Source organism: Legionella tucsonensis, from assembly GCF_001468035.1.
Lineage (GTDB): Bacteria > Pseudomonadota > Gammaproteobacteria > Legionellales > Legionellaceae > Legionella > Legionella tucsonensis.
Genome location: NZ_LNZA01000001.1, coordinates 562,666 through 578,882 on the forward strand (window position 1 = coordinate 562,666; position 16,217 = coordinate 578,882).

Here is a 16,217-nt window from a genome sequence, read left to right on the forward strand (position 1 = left end):
CAATGCACTACTGATTAGTGATGTTGTTAAAATCGAGAGTGGCAATGTTCAAGTCGCAAAATGTCCTAATGGATGCGGAAAAATTAAATCACCAACATGTTGTGGTCATGATATGGTAAGCTCGGACTAATGGAGTTTTTGTAGCTGTTTACTTGAAAACAGACTATCCCCTACGTTCTAAATGACTCCCTTCCTGCGCAGGGATGACAGTCTTTTAGGTCTCGCTGTAGGATATAGAATACCTGCTTTCCTGACTAAATTTTGTGAGGAATTTTCAGGCATAAAGCCACTTTGTCTCTGACAAATAACTCTATGGCAAGCTTGCAAACAGATGGATTTGTAAGTTAAGAATAAATCCATATTTCATGCAATATTCTGCTGCATATTCATGATTACGTTGATTTTTTTCCATATCTAAAAGGTCTGCTTCCCAGAAGCTGACTACTTCATTGATTTCAGAGCGTTCTGCTAAAGTAAGATCACGTCCTTTATCACGGATCGCGCTAACACGTTGAGGCTCTTTTTGATATCTATTCATAGGACTCACAAATACCTGTTTATTTGTTTTTTCAGCCCACTCATGGGCCCATGCGGGTATTTCGCTATAAGGGATATACCGATCTTCCTCGGGAGCTGACATAACAAACTTCAAACAATCAGCTCGTTCAAGTATTTTTGTATTAGGTTTCAAATAACGAATGGCTTTTCCATCTTTTTCCAGACATTTAGGGCTTACTACCAATGTGATGTTTTGTGGAAGGTTGGGTAGGAGGGTAATACCATTCGATTCAATTTGGGTGTATTGGAAATACGGCTTGGCTTTTTCTAAAAATGCCGACAAATTTTGTTGTAATGAAGGTTCTCCCCCTGTAATTACGAGAACCATTTTTTTGGCCAGACCTTTTGCCCAGGAAGGCGTAGGAAGATTACAACGCTGAAAAAACGCTGCAATGACGCTATCTGTTTCTTCGAGTAAGGAGTTAAAGCTTCTCCATTCACCGACATCAAAGTAAGTATCGCAAAAGGAACAGGCCAAATTGCATTTGGCCAAACGAATAAAATAGGCTGGATGGCCACGAAAAGGTCCTTCTCCTTGCAAAGTAAAAAAGCGACTGGTAATAAAAAGCTCGTCAGGCTTTGCTTTTTTAAAAAAAGATTTTCCTACTTTGTCGTTCAGACCAAACATCTACTTATCCTTTGCTGCATAAAATTTTTACATACTATACTCTATCACAGTTAAAATGTGAGCCTTTACTATTATTTTTATCTATGAAATGGTGTCGTACAAGTTTTTCAAATTTACCGTGTCATTTGTTTTTTGATGGAGGATGGCAAGTAACTAGAGTGCCAATCAAAAGCATAAAATTTAGCCAAGAAGTATTTTATTAGTCTGGCAACTTTTTAAAAATGCTCAACCAAAACTTTAACTCAAACAGATCCATTAGCTTTTAAAACAATAAATTATAGTGGCGTTAAGAGATTTTTTTGATGGAAGTGCCCTTGGTGAATTCTGTTCTCATCCACGACGTAAAATAAAATTTTTCAAAAAAAACGTACTCTATTGTTTTTGATGATTCGAAATCAGCCGCACAGCCATTAAATTGGAGATATCTTTTAATTGCTCACAAAGCTGGGGCAGCAACTCTTTAGGACCGCGTATATCAATAAGATTCACGGCAATTATTCCACGTGATTTATTTTCCATTTGTTCGATATTGTATTTTAATTTTGATATGTTCTGTGTGATTTTACCTATGGATCCTGGGGTGTTTTTATTGATAACCAGTATACGGTAACAATTAGGAACTTGAGTGGTAGAAAGAGAGATATTTGGAAAATTAACAGAATACTCAATGACTCCATGCTCTAGATAATTACAAATATTGCGAATTACCATTTCTGCTGCAGTCTGCTCTGCTTCCTGAGTACTTGCCCCCAAATGAGGAAAGCTCAAAACATTAGGGTGATCAGCTAAATTAATTGTTGGAAAATCTGTGATATAACCCATGATTTGCTGATTATTTAATTGCTGTAAAATAGCTGTTTCACTTACTATTTGTTCACGTGAAAAATTCAGTAACAGAGTATGGGATTTCACTAGAGTAATATTTTCTTCATTGATTAAATGGTTGGTTTCTGCATTTAAAGGAATATGCAGCGTAATAATATCTGCGTGGGCAAGCAATACATTCATATCAATGACTTTTTCAACTCCGGGCATCAATGCAAGAGCATTCGTCAGAGTCATATTGGTATCAAAACCTAATACTTTCATTCCTAAGGCTAATCCAGCGTTAGCCACTTTAACGCCTATATTGCCTAAGCCTATAACCCCTAAAGTTTTACCTGAAATTTCATGGCCAACAAATTTCTTTTTTTTCGTTTCAATTTCTCGATTAAATAGTTGGCTATCTTCTTTTGACAGTTCAGTAATGAAAGAGCGGGTTTCATCGAGATGTCTATAGCCCATTATCATGGCTGCCATCACCAACTCTTTTACTGCATTGGCATTTGCTCCAGGTGCATAAAATACTGGGATACCCATATTGGTAAGCACATCGATGGGAATATTATCAATACCCGTTCCAACTCGTGCTACTGCTTTTAAGTTTTTTGAAAACAGATGATTATGTAATTTATGCGAGCGCACCAAAATAACATCTGGGTCGATGGGGTTAAGACCTAATTGATAAACGTCGGGGTGAAACAAGCTCAAGCTCTGAGGTGATATATTATCAATAATTTGAATGGTGAACATGGGCATCTCCCTTGATCAAAACAACAGAATTATAAATTTCTTTAAGTCCTTGCTCATAATAAGCATAATATTGTGAGGGCAATTGTTTTAACTCATCCTGAGTTAATCCCAAAGGGATTATTGAGTAAAAGCTGGTATTGGTGATATAAAAATCAGAATGGTTTTTCACCCATTCTTTAGGATTTAAACCAGCAAAACCAATAAATCGTGTTACTATCTCTCGAGCCTCCCAGTCGCTTACTCCATCACCTACCAGTAAGGAGCGTTCACCTGGTTTAAGAATTGAGGCAATTTCCACTGTTTTACCATTACCTTGAGTCATGTTGCTTTGTCTATCAAACTCTTGATAGTTACCTTGTTCATCAAAATATATCTCCACAGCAAGCACATTACTTGGGGGAACTCCTAGATCCTGAGCAAAGGGGACTACGGCCATTTTTATCCCAGCTGAAATGATATAGATTTTTTTATTCAAATGATGCAATAAATGAAAGAGTTCTTGTGCTCCGGGGGCAATATTGCGCTTATAGCGCTCGGCCAGCTCTTCTATTTGTTCTCGTGTAGGTTGAACATAGGTCAAACGTTGGTGATAATCATTAGGGGTCATGCCGGTTTGTCCCATACATCGTTCAGTAATTTGATGCACTTGTTGGGCAACCCCATTCATTGTCGCTAACTCATTAATGCCCTCAATAAGGGAGAGTGTCCCGTCACAATCGAAGAAAAAGGTATCAATGGGGAGATTTAAAGCCCAGGGATCTCTATTATGCATGAATAGCACTCTTATTTTGTAAATGCTCAGACCTATCAGGACTTTAATCCCAAATGTTTGAATAAACCTAACATGGGGAACTGAGTTATTACCTGAATTTTTAAACTATATATCACAGCTCTGGTATAGATGAGCTTTGCTCACATTCTTCTTTAGCCATTAATAGGCGCAATTGTTCCGCAATTACATACCAGTACTCTTTCCCATAGGTTGTTCCTTCTTGTGGCTTATATTTATCTCCTTGCAATAGGCGATTGAATTCTTCGAATAAATAAGAGGCAAAAGAGTGGTTTTCATATCGAGTAGAAGGGGCCGCAAAAAAGTTATCCATCTGTAGCATAATCATCTCAGGATAGTCACTTGCCTCTGCTTTATTTTTAATCGTTTCCGCTTTTTTTTGTCCCTCATCTCCATGGCGCCACCAACTAAACCATCCATTAGGTTGACGAGTATTGATACCCTGTTCATAGTATTTTTTGTAAGTAGTCCATGCCCCGCTAATTGTTTTCTTCAATGTGTTGAGCCAGTCTCCATTTAAGTCTAGATCCGTTGCTTCACCGTTTGGCTCGTTTTTCTTAAAAAAATCATGCGATAATGAGTTTGATTTGCGTTTCGAAGGGTTTCTGTGTTCAATTTTTGGTCTTATCTTGGTAAGATGAGTAAGAGATGATTTTCTCGAAGGTGCCGTGTTAATAAGTGTTGTATTAAGGGGTATCGGATTATGAGATATAGCATTAGTATCAGGAGGTATCGTATAAAGAGGCGTTGCATTAAGAGAAATTGTATTAAGAGATGCAGCTCTCAAACGAGACCGCTCTTTTGCGGCAATTAACTCCTCTCTTCTTTGAGCAACTAACCCTTTAGGAATACCAAAATTGTTACTTTCTTCAATTGAAGTTGTCTGCTGATTTTTTTTGCCCATTGTAATTCCTTATCCCTAAGTTATTCATATATAGCTGTACCCTCTAATTTTTATACTGCGTTGAAGCTCACTCGGTTTCAGTCATATATTATCTCTATACACTCCTTCGCCTCATTCACTTGCGCCCTTGCCTAAAGCTTAGTGGGTAAACCTATACCACATCAAATTGATATGATTTTAAGGCAATTTAATCATATAGGCTCTTTTTTTACTATGCAACTATCCCAAAATCATGTTGCTAAATTATGCAATAGGACCAAGATTTGGCTATAACTCCAGGAATAAGTCTATACTTGGAAGAATGATAGGCTCAGGAAAAAAGGAATGTCATGAATACCTATACACCAGACATTGAACATCCCGTCTCTATTCCCAGTAAAAATGTTTATCTCAACGGTTTTTTATTTATACCTGAAAAAGCGAAAGGAATGGTAATTTTCGTGCATGGAAGTGGAAGCAGTCGATTCAGTAGTCGCAATCAATATGTGGCAAGCATCCTGAATGAAGGGAAATATGCAACATTGCTCTTTGATCTGCTTACTTCACAAGAAGATGTTATTGATAATGTCACTCGTGAATATCGTTTTGATATTCATTTATTGGCTTCTCGACTAATTGATGTAATTCATTGGTGTACAAAAGAATTTGTAGAATTTCATTTTCCAATCGGTTTGTTTGGGTCGAGTACAGGCGGGGGCGCCGCACTTGTAGCTGCGACACAGGAGCCTAATTCAGTCAATGCGATTGTATCACGTGGCGGCAGGCCGGATTTGGCTGGAAACTATTTGCCTCAGGTCAAGACGCCCACTTTACTTATTGTGGGCGGTGATGATGAAGTGGTGATTGGACTCAATCAGCAAGCGATATCGCAAATGAGTTGTACAACACAATTGGAAATAGTTCCTGGAGCAACTCATTTATTTGAGGAGCCTGGAAAATTACATGAGGTTTCAAACTTAGCTAAAAAATGGTTTGACCAGTATTGTGCTGGATAGCAAGGAGGCTTTTATGAATAAGGATGCTTTGCAAAAGCTAATAGATGAACTCAACGGTACAATAGTTTCATTTAAACCTCATGATGAAGATTATGATGCAATACTCAAACAAATTGGGAATGCTCGATTTGTGTTGATTGGCGAAGCAACTCATGGAACCCACGAATTTTATCAAACACGCATCGAAATATCGCAACGTCTTATTAAAGAGCATGGATTTATGGCTATTGCAATTGAAGGGGATTGGCCTGATGCACATCGTGTTCATCGTTATTTACAAGGGGAAGGCAATGTGACTGGCAGTGAGCAAGCTTTGGATGGTTTTCAGCGGTTTCCAACCTGGATGTGGCGTAATTCAACCCTTCCACCATTCTTGAGTTGGTTACGTCAACACAATGATAATTTACCTGCAGTACAAAAGATTGGATTTTATGGTCTTGATTTATACAGCTTAAACTCGTCCATGCAAGCAGTAATTGATTTTTTAAATAAAATAGATCCTGAAGCTGCACAACGCGCTGCACAGCGCTATGCCTGTTTTGATCATTTAAATCAGGATCCGCAAATGTATGGTTACCTAATTAATTCCGGAATTAAAAAGGCCTGTGTTCATGAGGCCGTAGCTCAATTAGTTGAATTACAGCATCGTGCTTTTGAGTACCTTCATCGTGATGGAATCGCAGTTGAAGATGAATATTTTTTTGCAACTCAAAATGCCCGCTTGGTAAAAAATGCGGAGAATTATTACCGCTCCATGTTAGAGGGAAGGGTTTCTACATGGAATATTCGGGATAGTCATATGATGGAAACACTCAATGTACTCGCTGATCATTTGGAAATGCGATTCAATCAACCGGCTAAAATTATTATTTGGGCGCATAACTCACATCTGGGGGATTCACGTGCTACGGAGATGGGGGAGCGTAATGAATTTAATTTGGGGCAATTAGTACGCGAGCAATATGGTCAGCATTCTTATTCTCTTGGTTTTTCTACTTATGAAGGAACCGTAATGGCTGCATCCGATTGGGGAAGGCCTGGAGAGAAAAAGCATGTACGGCCGGGTATGCCAGGAAGTTATGAAGAGTTATTTCATCATCTAAGACACAAGAATTTTTTCTTGAATTTATTAGGTAACGAAAAATTGGAGCATTATTTAAATATTCCCCGCTTACAACGGGCTATAGGTGTGGTTTATCTTCCAGAGACTGAACGTTTTAGCCATTATTTTTTTACACATTTGCCTTATCAATTTGATGGGATGATTCATTTTGATAAAACAAGTGCTTTACAGCCTTTAGGTGAAGAGTAATTTGTCACTAATGAAGTAGTTAGAAGGAGAGTGCCACGAAGGTGTACCCCATTTCATGATATGCTCCTGCTTTACGCTCTTCAGGATTGTTTGTTTTCTAAAAATGCGCATATTGTTGAATATTAGTTCATTTGTAATTATAATTAAGCTATCGACCCGTAATAGGCATTAATGCATGTATCAAGCTGTAGAGAGTACGACTAATACACTTCCTAACGAATCCTATGTTCTTGACTATCCTAATAAAAATGATTTATCTGACTTTTTAAATTATGTCCGGCACGAAGATGCAATGGCGGAAATTTATTTTGAAAATGATGTTGAAAAATTAGATGATGAAACGATTCAGTTATTTCACAAGAATGGAAAATTGTTACATAATGAGAGCAATAGATGTAATTTAATGCTTGTTGTGCGAGACAATGGAAAAATCATTGGCTTTATTGAATTAAGACTAACTAAAGATCCAGGGAAAATATCTCAGTTATTTAGTTTATTTGTAAGTGAGAAATATCGTCATAAAGGACTTGGTAATTTAATGATGGTCCATGCTATGGATTTTTTCGTAAATAGCAGTCAGAAAAATATGGCAGTTAGCCCCTCAGCAGAAGCACTTGCCATTTATAATAAGTTTGGTTTTTATCCACCAGAATTTGATGGAGATAAAGAGTTATTAAAAAATTGGTTCAAAAAGATGGATGAAGAAAGGCTTGATCAGTTGCAAGATGAGCCTTCAGAGTACCTTACAATGGATTTAACAGATCAGTTTTGTCGCGGAGCCTTTGAAAATCATTGTAAAAAAGCTTCTCATCATTTTGTCAAATTTGAGATTTCTCAAGATTTACAAAAGGATCTAAAAAGAGATGTTTTTGATTGGAGAAAAAAAACAACCACACCAATTATATCTAGCAGTGGCTTGGGAGTGCTAAGTACTTTAGACGATAGCAAAAAAAGAAAAGCTGAGCTTGAAGCATCACTGTCGCAGGATGAATCTAAAACCAAAAAATTGTATTTTGAGCAATAAAGAACGTGCGAACAGAATCAACTCTCAGCACGAAATAGGCATCGTTTATTCCCACATGCTTTTTAATTTACGACGACTATTAGTAGAAAAAATGAACTACTTTACAGATTAATTAAGGATGAATGATCATGTTATCAGTATTACCCAATTCCATATTTTTTTATGTGGTGATGTCATGACTGGGAGAGGGATTGATCAAATCTTAACTCATCCTTGCGAGCCGCAATTTTATGAATTTTATGTGAAAGATGCACGTGATTATGTTTGGCTTGCTGAAAGAGTCAATGGCAAGATTCCACTTGGTAACAAAGGAGAATATGTATGGGGAGATGGTTTAGTAGAGTTAAAATTAAGAAACCCTGATCTTCAAAATTTCAAATTGCACTATGCAAGTAATGAAGTGAAGAGTGTGAATGGATGATTAAAAATCTTATTCAGTGCTCTCAGGATTTTAAGACATCTTTTGAGTTAGAAGATCGTGTGATTTATTGTTTATGAATTTTTTTGCCTGATGCACTTTGCTCAGATTAACGGCTTCATGGAAGGCTTGCATTGATGTACTGTCATCAATTGCAACTAAGATATTATGATACATTAACGCCATTCTCAACTTTTATGATTTGACCAATAACTCAAATTGAAGAGGGGGTTACCGATTTTTTTGTTAATGCATACACAAACTGTATGCGCCAATACCTTTCTTGCAATGCGATTGGTTAAATACCAAAGCTTACGAGCTCGTACTTTTTCAATCTGGAACCGATCTGCTAATTGCCCTATAACTGTTTCGACAAGACGTCTGGTAGATGTTAACCACTTAATAAAGTTTTTCGCTCGTTTCTCTTCCATATTAGAACGTACCGCAGTTTGTAAATCAATTCCTGAATATTCTCGCAACTCATTTCGAAAATCAGCACCGATTAATCCTTTGTCCGCAATAAGCATTCCATGTATCCCATCGACTAAATCCCATAATGATTCCCGTTCATCAACATGAGCTTGTGACAGAGTAATTCCTGTAATGATACCTTCTGAATTGATCAATAAGTTACCTTTAAAGCCATAGTATGTTTCCCCCTTAGATGCACAATAACCATAAGTAGCCTCACCGGAAAATACCTGACTAAATTTCGCTCGTCTAAAATGACACACTGGTACGGGGAAACCATCTGAAATATGCAGTGAGTCACTAAAGACTCCCACTTGTCCTGCTAATGCTATTTGAATTTGTTGTTTCATGTTCCACAAGTTTGCTGCATGCTTGCAAAATTTGCCCGTGAACCTAAATTTGGAAATAGGCCGTGCCAATGGTTACAGAAGTATTCCCAAGCACCTTTATCTGTATCAATTCTTTGATACTCAGCAACCAATTCCATTGTGATCATCTCGCTATCTGTTAGTGCAGGATTAAAACCCCTTTGCCGCAAATTTTTGTCTTTTAATAGCTCTTTCATGACATCATCTACCAAACAATACACAGCAATGATAAAATCTTCTACTGACATAGCCCTTTCCTTGTGGTTTCTTTTTTGCAAACAGCAAGTTACTGGAATTGCCTTTGTCCTTCAATAGGCTACTTTGTTCCCATACAGCGGCACAAAAAATAACAAAGGACCTCATGAACAAACGTTGGGATTTTGCACAGATGCTGCATGTAGGCCAAAAGCTTTTTAAAAGTATTCACAGAAGAAAACGTATGGCTTCATCTAACCATGACGTACATCTTCTAGCCCGCTCAATCAATGAATTGCTGCCCCGAGGCATCCAATCACTGATTGGGGGTACATACACGCCAAGGTTTCTCAAGCGATATTACTTCAAGGACGAAATGCTCGACCAGCTTTATTTGGCAGATAGAGTAGTGCAATATTTATTACTTCAGTAATTAAAACCTACATTTCCTTATGTGATGAACCCAAACTGTTATCACTTGCATGGCCCAACCGGAGTTCAATTAGCGACACAAAGAATTCGAGAACCACTGGCAACAGAAAAACCCAAGTACATTATCCGGGCAGACATCAAATCGTACTATAAATCCATACAGCATCATGTATTGATTGACTACATCAAACGCTATTACACCGATACCAAAGTTCAGGCAATGCTGGAACAGATTGTCAGAAATCCTATTGAAACACCCAGGGGATATAAAAAACCCGATAATGGCATAGCCCTCAGAGGCCCCTTGTCCCAATTTCTTAGTGCACTGTATTTAAAACCGCTGGATGATGCATTTGATACAATGGATGTGACCTATCTACGGTATCAGGACGACCTGATTATCTTATGCCACAGCAAACGCCAATTAGAACGTTGCAAAAGACGGATGATGACGATTTTAAAAGAAAGACATCTGCAGCTATCCCGTAAAAAAACACGTATTGGCAACATAGCGGGCGGTTTTCATTTTTTAGGCATCAACTATCTGGAAAACACAAGCTTCAGATAGCACCAAAGTCACACAGGATAGTCATGGTTTGGCAGCAAATGAATCATTTGCTGATAATGAGTGTTTATTAGTTGGCCAAACCGGGGGGGGGTAAGAACAGTTTAACCTCGTCAAACCAGAACCATCCTGAGCAAATCTGCATTGTTCCTCATGCAAGAACAATTAGAAATGCGCGCGAACAAGTTCGGCTTATGGTTATTGATGGGTTTTCTACCCCACGAATCAGAAGCTATTTGAGCGCGTGGTTGCGGTGGTGGGTGAGAACGAGTCAAAGCTGGAACCCTCAATTCTTATTATCCCAATTCATTCATAGTTGTTATGATACGCGCATAGCGGGTATTGCAATAGAGCTGCTATGGGTTAACTACCGTGAGGGTTGGGTGCCTGTGAGCTTGGTGGTACCGCAAGACGCTCAAGAGACTGTTTAAGGTCTTTTGTTCTCGCCCCATCGATGGCATCTATAGCCGATAAATCAACGCGCGGCGATACCCCGCACCCGCCACCGCCCCGGCACGGACGCCGCCCCTGGCGTAATATCGCAAATGAAGAACCCAAACCGGAATCCCCAAAAGCCGCCAACGGAAACCAATCATCATAAGAATTGGTATTCCAGTTATAAAACTTAAGCTGTCGCTCCAGATTGGCTGGATTAGATGCATCCAATAGGCTTAAGTTTTTGACTACATCTTCAAATGACCGCTTGGGATGACAATATTCCTGAGCAACATGAGCAGGTACCTCTCGTTGGGGTAAGCCCACCTTTATTCAGACTGCGTCAAGGGCTTCCCAATCTGCATTGGTAGTATTGGGACTTTGCTCGTAGGCCTTAATATACGTTCTTAATGCACTCTTTAAAGGCGTTAAATCAAAATGAGCACTGCGGTATTCTTTTCCCTTTTGCGTATAGACAAGTCCTCTGGGTGCTTTAAACAGTGTTCCTGTGTCTATGGGCTCATCTATCTGTTGCACACGCTTTAATAGTTCTTTTTTGCTGCCCTCATCCATGTAGCGTTCAAGCATAAAGCGCATATGCGAGTCTTTGGCCCACCAAGCATACTCGTAGGCACTGCATGTAAAGGTGCGGCCTGAGTAGTCGGTGAAGGGGATGTCTCGGGCGGTGAGGAGTTCTTGCGCCAGTGCCGCATCTTTTTTGAGTAGGTTTTCGGCCTCATTTTGTTGGCCATAGGCCACATGCTGTAAGAATTGCTTGACGTTGATTTGCGGTTTGAAATCAGGGCGCTCTGTTTTGAGTTGAGCAAAAAGTTTCTCTTTAAGTTTTGGGTCGTTGTAGCTGTCTATTTGTTCGTATAGCGCCTGTAATGCCGCCTTATCCAGGGTGGAGGTATTTATCTCCACCTCATTTTGCATCAGAGTGTTTTTATGAGGGATGTTGACGCCCAGGCGGCTTGCTTGCTGCTGTACTTTCTCAAAAGGTTGGATTAATTCTTGAGGTACATCCAATAAAGGAGAACTCACAAACTTGGCAAAACTGGTGCAGATAGACCCCTGATGCATGACAAAGGCACCTTCCTTTTCGGTGTCCAATACGAAAAATTCATCAAAATGCGGTGAGTCTTTGATTTGGACGTATTGCTGCGCAAAGTTTTGTTTGATGGTTTTGAGGTCCTCAGGGGTGAATGCAGTCATTAATTTTAATTCGTGAGTCCGCTTATTAATCCATAACAAACAGGCCTCTTCGATGTTTGCGTTGTCTTGTTGCGCTTTAGCCAGGATTTGAGCTAATTCAGTACTTAAGTCCGGGCGCTTATCCAGAATTTCCCCAAAATTCGTGTCCTGGCTGGTTTTGCCTTGCACCACGGCATAGATGTTGGTCAGACCTAATAAAAATTGGGTGGCTATGGACCAGGACTCAAAATTGGTTAGGTACTTAAAAGGTGATATCGGGACAGTGGTGAACAAATCATTGGCACAGAAGCCTAATAGGGCATCTACGTACTCCTCAGGCGATGTCTCTTTATCAAAGAGCATGGCCTTGGCTATGAAATCTTGGGTGATTGGCTCACCTTTAGCGGTTTTACTAAAATCAACAGTGACATGCATTTGTCTTTGTATCGTTTCTTGTAGAAGGCTTGCTATGATGTCAACAGAACAAGGCATATTTTGTGCCTTAAATTGGGCTAATACCTGATGCCTTACTTCGGCTTTTACATTCTGTACTGTAAAGATTAATGGACTGTACGCTTTGATAAGGGCTTTTTGTAAATTGGATTCGGCGTGTTCTATGTTTCTTGATACGCTCTTGTGCGCCACACGAAATACAGGGTTGGTTCCTTCTGTGCGAAGATAGCCATCTTGCTCACTTGGGTGTAACACCATGCTGTACAAATTCGATGTGGCTCTGTCTTGCATCATGCCTTCTAATGGTCTTGGATAGCTTGGAAATCCTGTATTGAGGCAATTCAGTTCCGGATGTTTTTCCACAGAAGCGAGCAGCGTTAAATACGCATCAATTTGAGTTAGCCTTTCTTGTTTTTGTTGCATGAGTGGAGACGTTGCTCCAAGTAAGCTCATATCGCTTTCTAATGCCTCTTTGTAGGCTAATAACTCCACCTTGAGGCTGGCTTTTTTATTTGAATTGCTGCCTTTGTCAAAAAATTCTTGTAATGCATAAACCGCTTTGCAAGTGTTGTCCAAACCAATGGCCGTGCCACTGACGATGGGCATGAAAATGTAGACTATGTTCTCGGGGCTTAGGTACAGATAACGGGCAGATAAAGGTTCTTTTAGAGGCAACCTCATGATAATTGGGTTTTATTTGTTTAATGTGTGCATAGTATAACATAGTGTACCGAAGATTTTTAATCCCATCGCAGGTCATGATGTTGGCACATTCATCGTACACTTTTAAGAATAAAAAATGTCAACACTTTAGTTCAATTTGAACTGGGCAAACCATAACAAGTTGAGAATGGCGTTACATTATTATTTCCTTATGAAAGTAATAAACTCCACGTTCTGGAATATCTTACCTATAATCTAGAATGAAACCTAAGGTCTGTAGACAAGGAGGGGGTACAAAAGGTTACACTGATTATCCCTTTTACAGTAATCGAATGAATGAAGATAAATAAGATGATGCATAAACAATTGTTACTGGTTCTTTTTCTTTTTATTTTAATTGTTACTCTGGCGTATTTTTTTCAACGACATTTCATTTATTTTCCGTCTCCTGAAAAACCAAATTTGCGCGATTTTCAGGCTGAAGACATGCAAATCATTAAGATACCTGTTGCAGATGGATTGATTTTAAGTTCTTGGTATAAACCCGCTGTGGATAATAAACCGACGATACTCTATTTACATGGAAATGCAGGACATATTGGTTATCGTATGTATTTGGCTCGTCATTTCCTTGCAGAAGGCTTTGGCGTGTTATTACTTGAATATCGAGGGTATGGGGGAAATCCAGGAAAGCCTACTGAATCAGGATTATATCAGGATGCTCGCGCGGCAATTAAGTTTTTACATCAACAGGGTGTTCAAAAAAATATTGTGCTTTATGGGGAATCATTGGGGACCGGGGTAGCTACGCAAATTGCAACAGAGTTTCCTGTTTGCTCTTTAGTTTTGCAATCCCCTTATACCTCATTAACTGCTATGGCTCGATTTCATTATTCCTGGGTGCCCATGCCTGTAATTGATAAGTATGATTCTTTATCGCGTATTCAAAAAATTCATGCTCCTGTCTTAATGTTGCATGGAAAATTGGATGAAGTTGTACCTTACGATCTGGGTTTAACCCTTTTCAATCAGGCAAATCAGCCTAAGAAATGGATTGAGTTTGCTGATAGAGGACATCATAACTTATGGGATGAACATTTTGCTCAGATAATTATTCATTTTATTAATACTTATTGTGGGCCTGAGTTTAAGGTGAACACAAAATAAGTAATATCCTTGTAGCCCTCTGGGTGAAACAAGGTGAAAATCCAGGTTACAAACGGATTAAAATGCCAATTGCCCTTTATTCGCGGAGGATTTCAGGTGGTTTTTTATTGTCATTTAAAAATCAATTTTTTATTTGTGATGCAGACTATATCCGTAATCTTGGCTTTAATTCCGAGGATCAGGATTGGAAATTAATAGGATATAATTGGGTCAATCCCGAAAATAAAGATGCTTGGCAACGATTGTACAGAAAACGGATGGAAATTCAGAAACAATGACGCATTAAATTTTTATTTCTACGAAAAAACCTGAGGGCATTAGCGGACTATTCATGATTAAAATTTTGGTAATTTTTTTGAGCCAACAGTATTGCGGTAGGAAAAAAAATTAACATAGAATGCATTATGTTTCTTGTTCAGGGGTTATGGATGACCTATTTGAAGCGTATTGTATTTATTTCCATCATTCTATCGTTGGCTCCGAGATTAGTTTTAGCAAAAGCAAATACAGGAACTCAGATATGCGATGCCAGCATCCATAATCCTTGTATTGTGCAGGATACAGAGTATTCTTCTTCTCCCTTAAAGGTATTGCGTGATTCCTCCATGATTGCCGATGCATACCAAGGGAATACAGTAGGTATTAAAGAGCTTGCCATTTCAGGTAGTGAGGAACCGAGTGAAAAGGGATGGAAAGATATTTCTGATTATATTTCCAGGCATAAGAGCTCGAGGAGTCAGCCCGTCTTGGTACTGGACTTGCGCCAAGAGAGTCATGGTTATCTTAATGGCAAAGCGATTACGTTAGTGAGTGAATACGATTGGATAAATAAAGGAAAAGGCAATAACCAAAGTCTTACAGATCAAGAAAATTGGCTTAAGTCATTAAGAGTTCAGAAAAAGATAAGGGGAGTTTTATCCTCACAACAGTTCGCAGCCAAGGAGTATTCCAATGGTAGAACCGTTTCTGTTAAAGTGGTAAAAAATGAAAAGGATTTGGTTTCTGGATTAGGTTTTGAATATCATCGACTCTATGTTACCGATCATGCAGCGCCCTTTGATTCAGAAGTTGATGCGTTTTTAACTATAATAAAAAATGCGCCTAAAGATACGTGGTTTCATATACATTGCAGGGGAGGAAAAGGCCGCACAACAAGCTTCTTTGTAATGTATGACATGTTAAAAAATGCAGATAAAGTGAGTTTCGAAGAAATTATTGCACGGCATGCGTCAATACCGCCATATTATAATTTGTTTGAAGTGAATCGAGCCGATCCGTTTCTTACTCCTTATTATGAACAAAGGCTTCTTTTTCTTTCTCATTTTTATCAGTTTGCTCAGCAGTTTTTGAAGGGGTACCAAGGTACATGGAGTCGATGGAGCGCGAGCAATTCTACAGATTTTGTTAAAGCTTGATTCTTCTTTAAAAATGGGAGAGGGGATTTTTTTAGGAGTCTTTTCCCCTCAAGGTTTCTATAAGAATGGATGATGGTATAAGGATTTCCTTAAAGAAAACCTAATTTGGCGTGATAGTTGGACTATAAATAAAGAGTGATCTTATATCTGAGAGGATAATATTGAACAATAATGCCGGAATAAAATTCAGTCGCAAATTGATAAGATATGGTGTTTTTCTATTTTTATTAGGATTAATAACCGGCTTTATATTACCTCTAATGCATAATCCTAGAATGGGTCTCTCCAGCCATCTTGAAGGAATACTCAATGGCATGTTCTTAGTTCTTTTAGGATTAATATGGCCTCAATTAAATTTATCAACACGTACACTTAGTTGGGTGTTCGTTCTTTCTCTATTTGGTACCTATACTAATTGGACAACCACTTTTTTAGCAGGGATTTGGGGCGTTGGTGCAGAAATGATGCCAATTGCTGGAGGTAATTTTTATGGAGTAGGCTGGCAAGAAGTACTCATTAAATTGGGATTAATTTCTTTGTCGCTTGCAATGGTTAGTGTCTGCGGCATATTACTTTGGGGTCTAAGAGGACTGATTCACAAAAAAAACGAAGAAGTTTAATGGAGCCTGATTGTTTGCAACCATGTTTTCTGTAAATC

The 16,217-nt window shown here is 38.8% G+C and carries 16 protein-coding genes and 1 pseudogene; 10 read left to right on the plus strand and 7 right to left on the minus strand.

What is annotated here, in order from left to right; genetic code table 11:
* Positions 1-310: 310 nt before the first annotated feature.
* The 4 genes from Ltuc_RS02410 to Ltuc_RS02425 all read right to left on the minus strand — a co-directional run bounded on the left by Ltuc_RS02410 (position 311) and on the right by Ltuc_RS02425 (position 4,452).
* Positions 311-1,186, minus strand: coding sequence for a 7-carboxy-7-deazaguanine synthase QueE (locus tag Ltuc_RS02410; RefSeq protein WP_058519762.1), 876 nt, complete (start codon positions 1,184-1,186; stop codon positions 311-313).
* A gap of 372 nt (positions 1,187-1,558) precedes the next feature.
* Entirely contained in the window at positions 1,559-2,758 is a 1,200-nt protein-coding gene (locus Ltuc_RS02415; protein WP_058519763.1) for a 3-phosphoglycerate dehydrogenase family protein, read from the minus strand.
* Positions 2,736-3,530 (minus strand): HAD-IB family phosphatase, encoded by a 795-nt coding sequence (locus Ltuc_RS02420; protein ID WP_058519764.1) that lies wholly within the window; start codon positions 3,528-3,530, stop codon positions 2,736-2,738. Before Ltuc_RS02420 ends, Ltuc_RS02415 begins: the two co-directional genes overlap by 23 nt.
* A 112-nt stretch (positions 3,531-3,642) precedes the next feature.
* Complete coding sequence (locus Ltuc_RS02425) at positions 3,643-4,452, minus strand: hypothetical protein (RefSeq protein WP_058519765.1); 810 nt, start codon at positions 4,450-4,452, stop codon at positions 3,643-3,645.
* Positions 4,453-4,781: 329 nt separating this feature from the next.
* On the opposite strand from Ltuc_RS02425, the gene Ltuc_RS02430 reads away from it, so the two are divergent.
* From Ltuc_RS02430 to Ltuc_RS15620, 4 genes are all read left to right on the plus strand, one after another.
* The gene (locus Ltuc_RS02430; protein WP_058519766.1) at positions 4,782-5,447 is read left to right on the plus strand and encodes a dienelactone hydrolase family protein; all 666 of its coding nucleotides are present in this window, start codon (positions 4,782-4,784) and stop codon (positions 5,445-5,447) included.
* A 13-nt stretch (positions 5,448-5,460) separates the two neighbouring features.
* On the plus strand, positions 5,461-6,759 hold the full coding sequence (locus Ltuc_RS02435) for an erythromycin esterase family protein (protein ID WP_058519767.1): 1,299 nt from the start codon (positions 5,461-5,463) through the stop codon (positions 6,757-6,759).
* A 175-nt stretch (positions 6,760-6,934) separates the two neighbouring features.
* A complete protein-coding gene (locus tag Ltuc_RS02440) occupies positions 6,935-7,783 on the plus strand; it encodes a GNAT family N-acetyltransferase (RefSeq protein ID WP_058519768.1) in 849 nt (282 codons plus the stop codon).
* A gap of 118 nt (positions 7,784-7,901) precedes the next feature.
* Complete coding sequence (locus tag Ltuc_RS15620; protein ID WP_058519769.1) at positions 7,902-8,204, plus strand: hypothetical protein; 303 nt, start codon at positions 7,902-7,904, stop codon at positions 8,202-8,204.
* Between the two features lie 192 nt (positions 8,205-8,396).
* Here Ltuc_RS15620 and Ltuc_RS02450 read toward each other — a convergent pair.
* Positions 8,397-9,288, minus strand: a pseudogene (locus Ltuc_RS02450) (IS982 family transposase).
* A gap of 113 nt (positions 9,289-9,401) precedes the next feature.
* Here Ltuc_RS02450 and Ltuc_RS15630 point away from each other — a divergent pair.
* Positions 9,402-9,668 (plus strand): hypothetical protein, encoded by a 267-nt coding sequence (locus Ltuc_RS15630; protein ID WP_238584056.1) that lies wholly within the window; start codon positions 9,402-9,404, stop codon positions 9,666-9,668.
* A 24-nt stretch (positions 9,669-9,692) separates the two neighbouring features.
* On the plus strand, positions 9,693-10,235 hold the full coding sequence (locus tag Ltuc_RS15635; RefSeq protein WP_238584128.1) for a reverse transcriptase/maturase family protein: 543 nt from the start codon (positions 9,693-9,695) through the stop codon (positions 10,233-10,235).
* 360 nt (positions 10,236-10,595) lie between these two features.
* Here the strand turns inward: Ltuc_RS15635 and Ltuc_RS15640 are convergent, their stop codons facing one another.
* Together Ltuc_RS15640 and Ltuc_RS02460 are read right to left on the minus strand one after the other, a co-directional pair.
* The gene (locus tag Ltuc_RS15640) at positions 10,596-10,994 is read right to left on the minus strand and encodes a hypothetical protein (protein WP_238584057.1); all 399 of its coding nucleotides are present in this window, start codon (positions 10,992-10,994) and stop codon (positions 10,596-10,598) included.
* 6 nt (positions 10,995-11,000) lie between these two features.
* Positions 11,001-12,995, minus strand: coding sequence for a SidC (locus Ltuc_RS02460; RefSeq protein WP_238584058.1), 1,995 nt, complete (start codon positions 12,993-12,995; stop codon positions 11,001-11,003).
* Between the two features lie 336 nt (positions 12,996-13,331).
* Between Ltuc_RS02460 and Ltuc_RS02465 the strand changes: the two genes are divergently transcribed.
* The 4 genes from Ltuc_RS02465 to Ltuc_RS02480 all read left to right on the plus strand — a co-directional run bounded on the left by Ltuc_RS02465 (position 13,332) and on the right by Ltuc_RS02480 (position 16,179).
* Positions 13,332-14,144: an alpha/beta hydrolase gene (locus tag Ltuc_RS02465; protein WP_058521573.1), complete on the plus strand. Its 813-nt coding sequence runs from the start codon at positions 13,332-13,334 to the stop codon at positions 14,142-14,144.
* A 23-nt stretch (positions 14,145-14,167) separates the two neighbouring features.
* Positions 14,168-14,422: a hypothetical protein gene (locus Ltuc_RS02470; RefSeq protein WP_193786836.1), complete on the plus strand. Its 255-nt coding sequence runs from the start codon at positions 14,168-14,170 to the stop codon at positions 14,420-14,422.
* Positions 14,423-14,572: 150 nt separating this feature from the next.
* A complete protein-coding gene (locus tag Ltuc_RS02475; RefSeq protein ID WP_058519770.1) occupies positions 14,573-15,559 on the plus strand; it encodes a phosphatase domain-containing protein in 987 nt (328 codons plus the stop codon).
* 161 nt (positions 15,560-15,720) lie between these two features.
* Positions 15,721-16,179 carry a styrene oxide isomerase gene (locus Ltuc_RS02480; protein WP_202972325.1) on the plus strand — a complete coding sequence of 153 codons (459 nt, stop codon included), beginning with the start codon at positions 15,721-15,723 and terminating at the stop codon, positions 16,177-16,179.
* Positions 16,180-16,217 lie beyond the last annotated feature (38 nt).

Coding starts and splice junctions, on each gene's coding strand:
- Ltuc_RS02410 (WP_058519762.1), bottom strand. CDS start 1,186: ATGTTTGGTCTGAACGACAAAGTAGGAAAATCTTTTTTTAAAAAAGCA.
- Ltuc_RS02420 (WP_058519764.1), bottom strand. CDS start 3,530: ATGCATAATAGAGATCCCTGGGCTTTAAATCTCCCCATTGATACCTTT.
- Ltuc_RS02440 (WP_058519768.1), top strand. CDS start 6,935: ATGTATCAAGCTGTAGAGAGTACGACTAATACACTTCCTAACGAATCC.
- Ltuc_RS02415 (WP_058519763.1), bottom strand. CDS start 2,758: ATGTTCACCATTCAAATTATTGATAATATATCACCTCAGAGCTTGAGC.
- Ltuc_RS02430 (WP_058519766.1), top strand. CDS start 4,782: ATGAATACCTATACACCAGACATTGAACATCCCGTCTCTATTCCCAGT.
- Ltuc_RS02435 (WP_058519767.1), top strand. CDS start 5,461: ATGAATAAGGATGCTTTGCAAAAGCTAATAGATGAACTCAACGGTACA.
- Ltuc_RS02425 (WP_058519765.1), bottom strand. CDS start 4,452: ATGGGCAAAAAAAATCAGCAGACAACTTCAATTGAAGAAAGTAACAAT.
- Ltuc_RS02460 (WP_238584058.1), bottom strand. CDS start 12,995: ATGAGGTTGCCTCTAAAAGAACCTTTATCTGCCCGTTATCTGTACCTA.
- Ltuc_RS15620 (WP_058519769.1), top strand. CDS start 7,902: ATGAATGATCATGTTATCAGTATTACCCAATTCCATATTTTTTTATGT.
- Ltuc_RS15635 (WP_238584128.1), top strand. CDS start 9,693: ATGAACCCAAACTGTTATCACTTGCATGGCCCAACCGGAGTTCAATTA.
- Ltuc_RS02465 (WP_058521573.1), top strand. CDS start 13,332: ATGCATAAACAATTGTTACTGGTTCTTTTTCTTTTTATTTTAATTGTT.
- Ltuc_RS15630 (WP_238584056.1), top strand. CDS start 9,402: ATGAACAAACGTTGGGATTTTGCACAGATGCTGCATGTAGGCCAAAAG.
- Ltuc_RS02475 (WP_058519770.1), top strand. CDS start 14,573: ATGACCTATTTGAAGCGTATTGTATTTATTTCCATCATTCTATCGTTG.